Source organism: Phenylobacterium sp. (genome assembly GCF_044371015.1).
Lineage (GTDB): Bacteria > Pseudomonadota > Alphaproteobacteria > Caulobacterales > Caulobacteraceae > Phenylobacterium.
The window spans coordinates 1-3168 of the sequence record NZ_JBILUK010000307.1 but is presented as its reverse complement, the minus strand read 5'-3'; the positions used below and the strand labels follow the sequence as shown (position 1 = coordinate 3168).

Genomic DNA, 3168 nt, shown 5'->3' with positions numbered 1-3168 from the left:
TCGAAGACAGGCCGCGCCGGACCTTTTCGAACCGCCGACAGCGCGGGCTAGGATGGGCGCATGACACCCTCCGGCTCGCCTGACGCCTATACCACCGACGTGGTCTATCCCTCCGCCTTCGGCGCCTTCCAGAGCCCGATCCATCTGGTGCACGCCGCTTGGCTGGGCGGCGCCGGCGGTCCATCGCTAACCGCGCCGTTCACCTATGTGGATCTGGGCTGCGGCGCGGGCCTGACGGCCTGCGTGCTGGCCGATTGCTACCCCGCCGCGCGGATTCACGGGGTCGACCTCAATCCGGATCACATCCGACTGGGACGCGAGCTGGCGGCGCGAGCCGGGCTCTCCAACGTGACGTTCCACCATGTCGGCTTCGCGGACCTGGACCGATTGCCGGCCTTCGACGTGGACTTCGTGGGTTTGAGCGGGGTCTATTCCTGGCTTTCTCCGCCGCTGCGCGCGGCCTGTCTCGACTTCGCGGCGCGTCGCCTGACGCCGCAGGGCCTGGTGTTCCTCCACTACGGCGCTCTGCCCGGCAACGCCCAGATCGATGCGCTCTACGCCCTGATCCGCGAGGCGGCGCGGGGCCTCGACGGCGACAGCGTGGCGCGGTTCCGGACCGCCGCGGCGGCGGTGCGCGCGGTGAAGGCGGCGGGCGGGCGCTTTTTTAGCGCCAATCCGCAGGCGGCGGCCTGGCTCGATCAGTTGGACCGCGAGGACCCCGCCGCCATGGCGCACGAAGTGCTGAACGCGCAACGCGCGAGCCTCTCGGCGCGTGACGCGGCAGACGAAGCCGAGCGAGCGGGCCTTCGGTTCGTCGCCAACGCCCAGATCGAATTGAACGACCTGGACCTGACCGCGCCGGACGCCTTGCGCGCCGACCTCTCGGCCCGGGAGCCGGTCACGCGCGAGATGCTGATGGACGCCGTGCGCGACCCGCACAGCCGAATGGACGTGTTGCAGCGAACGGATGGCCGGGCGGCTATGGAGCCGCCGGGGATCTGGGTTGACCGGCTCACGCGCGGTGATCTCTCGGAGGCGCGACGCAAGCTGGGCGAGCGCGCCCGCGTGGATCTGATGTCACCCGTCTATACGGGCGTTCTCCGGCGTCTGGAGGGTCGGGCGGCGCCTCTGGCGGAGTTTTGCGACACCCGGGAGAACACCCTCGCGGTGCAGCGGTTGGCGGCGCTGAAGCTCGTGCACTTCCTGCGCGAGCCCTATCGCCCCGGGTCTGGGAGCGCCCCGCGCATGGCCTCGGCGCTCAATGCCGAGGTGCTGGCCGGTCGGATCGAATCCCCCGGTCCCGTGCCTTTCGCCTCTCCGGTGGCAGGGACGCAGGTCCTGTTGCCTCCGCAAGATCGCCTCGCCCTGTTGGCGCTGCTGGAGGGAGACTTCGACGCGGCCTGGCGACGGGTTCAGGCCGCGGGGCAGGTGATCCGGTCCGGTGGGGGGGCAATCGGCGACGCCACCGGACTGAGGCGGGCCGCGGAGAGTCGGGCCCAGGCCATGGGCCACGCCATGATAAGCCAATTGTCGCGACTGGGCGTTCTGGCCTGAGAACGGCGCCGGCATATTGAATCTCGCCCGCTTGAACTGGGCCGAGTCCGGTGAGCCCAGGGGTCGGTCTAAGCCACCGAGCAGACCGACCGACCGGTAGGTCTGTCACCTTGACGCAAGGTCCGACTGGGCTATCAATGGGTGAGATTATCCGCCCCGCGTCGGCTTGCCGACCGGCCGGGCGGACTCAAAAAAAGAGAGCCTGGGGAGGATCTGATGAACCGTAGCCACCGCAAGACGCATGGTCGGACCGCAACGCGCCTCGTACCCTTGTCGATTGCGCTGATGGCGATCGGGCCGGCGCCCGCCGCCTTCGCCCAGACCGCCGCTTCGGCAGACGACACCGAGGTGGGAGAGGTCCTGGTGACCGCCCGCAAGCGTGAAGAGCGGCTCCGCGATGTGCCTGTGGCGGCTTCGGTTCTGGACGTAGAGAGCCTGCAGGCGCGCGGCGGCGTCAGCGACATCCAGACCCTCCTGGCCACGGTCCCGGGCCTTCGCTACTTCAACACCAGCACCCCGGCGAACTCCGAGATCTCGCTGCGGGGCGCCGGCACCAGCCGGGGCACGCCGGCGGAGGCCGCTGTCGGTCTCTATCGCAACGGCGCCTATGTCGGCGGGGGCGGCAACCTGGGCGGCCGGAATTTCACGACCGCTGACCTGTTCGATATCGGGCGGGTCGAAGTGCTCCGCGGCACGCAGGGGGCGCTGAACGGGCGCAACGCGGTGGGCGGGTCGATCAACGTGATCTCCGCCGCCCCGACCCAGACCTTCTCCGGGTTTGCGGACCTGAAGTACGGCTTTGAGAACGATCGCGCTCAGCTGCAACTGGTCGCCAATGTGCCGCTGTCCGACAGCGTGGCCATCCGCCTGGGCGCCAACGGCGTCACCCAGAAGAAGGGCTTCTTTTACGCGCCCTTCGTCGACCAGTACCACGACGACGAAGAGAGCTCGCTGCTGCGCGGGCAGATTCGCTACGACAAGGACGGCCTTGTCATCAACCTCCTGGCTGAGAACCAGATCGCACGCACCCCGGGCCTCTTCTACACCTATGCGATCGAGCCGAATGTCGCGGCGGGCTATCCTTTGGGGCTGTTCGGCGACAACTATCGGAGCGACTGGAATACGCCGCCCGGCGCCAAGCAGAACGTCGGCACCGTCCACCTGTCCGTCAGCTACGATTTGGGCTGGGCTTCGATCGACTCGACGTCGATGTACCGGAAGCGCAAGTCGCAATCGAGTTTCGACGGCGACGCGACCAATCCGGTTGCCTTCGCCGTGCAGCGGGCGCGGGGCAACCAGCTGCTGCTGACCGACACCAACGCCGGCACAGTCAATAACAACCTGGCCGAGTCGCTCTACCAGGACATCCATCTCACCGGCGCCGAGGTCAACGGCCTCACCTGGCTGGCTGGTTTCGAACTTCTGCAGATCAAGCAGAACCAGCTCAACACCGTGAACCGCACGCCGACGGCCGCCAACCGTTCGACCGGCACCTTCACGCCGACGTTCGCCACGATCCGGTCGGCCGGTGTCTATGGGTCGCTGGGCTACAAGGTGAACGAGCAGTTCGATCTGGAGGTCGAGGGCCGCTATTCGAAGGACAAGCGCGAAGTC

At 68.0% G+C, this 3168-nt stretch carries 2 protein-coding genes; both read left to right on the top strand.

Features of this window, described 5'->3' with window-relative positions; genetic code table 11:
* Positions 1–60 precede the first annotated feature (60 nt).
* Entirely contained in the window at positions 61–1554 is a 1494-nt protein-coding gene (locus ACIQ3R_RS16750) for a methyltransferase domain-containing protein (RefSeq protein ID WP_397419992.1), read from the top strand.
* 216 nt (positions 1555–1770) lie between these two features.
* On the top strand, positions 1771–3168 hold a 1398-nt coding region (locus ACIQ3R_RS16745; RefSeq protein WP_397419991.1), incomplete at its 3' end, for a TonB-dependent receptor.

What these genes read in the sequence shown, in the direction of transcription:
- ACIQ3R_RS16750 (WP_397419992.1), top strand. Translation starts at nt 61, where the DNA reads ATGACACCCTCCGGCTCGCCTGACGCCTATACCACCGACGTGGTCTAT.